Below are 543 nucleotides of genomic sequence, written 5' to 3'. Positions count from 1 at the left end.
TGGTCGCGGACGTTGCCCTCCGCACCGTCCAGCGTGACGATCATCAAGGACGCAGCAGGCCGGTGCTTCGCCTCGTTCGTCGTGCAGAGCACCGAGGAGGCGTTGCCGCCCTCGGATGCTGAGGTGGGCATCGACCTGGGGTTGACCCACTTCGCGGTGCTGTCGGACGGTACGAAGGTGGCCGCCCCGAAGTTCCTGCGCCGAGCGGCCCGCAAGCTGCGCCGGCTGCAGCAAGACCTGTCCCGCAAGACCAAGGGGTCGAACAACCGCAAGAAGGCCGTCGTGAAGGTCGCCCGCGCTCATGCGCGAGTCACCGACACCCGGCGCGACTGGCAGCACAAGCTCTCGACACAGATCATCCGCGACAACCAAGCGGTGTACGTCGAGGACCTGTGCGTCGTCGGTCTCGGCCGGACCACGCTGGCGAAGTCCGTGCACGACGCCGGTTGGGCAGCGTTCACGGGCATGTTGAAGTACAAAGCCGCCCGGTACGGGCGCACCTTCGCAAAGATCGACCGGTTCGCGCCCACGTCGCAGACGTGC

The 543-nt window shown here is 67.0% G+C and carries 1 protein-coding gene; it reads left to right on the top strand.

Features of this window, described 5'->3' with window-relative positions; genetic code table 11:
• Positions 1-12: 12 nt before the first annotated feature.
• Positions 13-543, top strand: a 531-nt coding sequence (locus V6U88_RS30200) for an RNA-guided endonuclease InsQ/TnpB family protein (RefSeq protein ID WP_334458303.1), incomplete at its 3' end; no start/stop codon positions are given.

It is taken from the genome of Micromonospora sp. CPCC 205739 (assembly GCF_036906795.1).
In the GTDB taxonomy this organism is placed as follows: Bacteria; Actinomycetota; Actinomycetes; order Mycobacteriales; family Micromonosporaceae; genus Micromonospora.
Note: the sequence above shows the minus strand (reverse complement) of the source record. Positions and strands in the feature narration are given on the sequence as shown.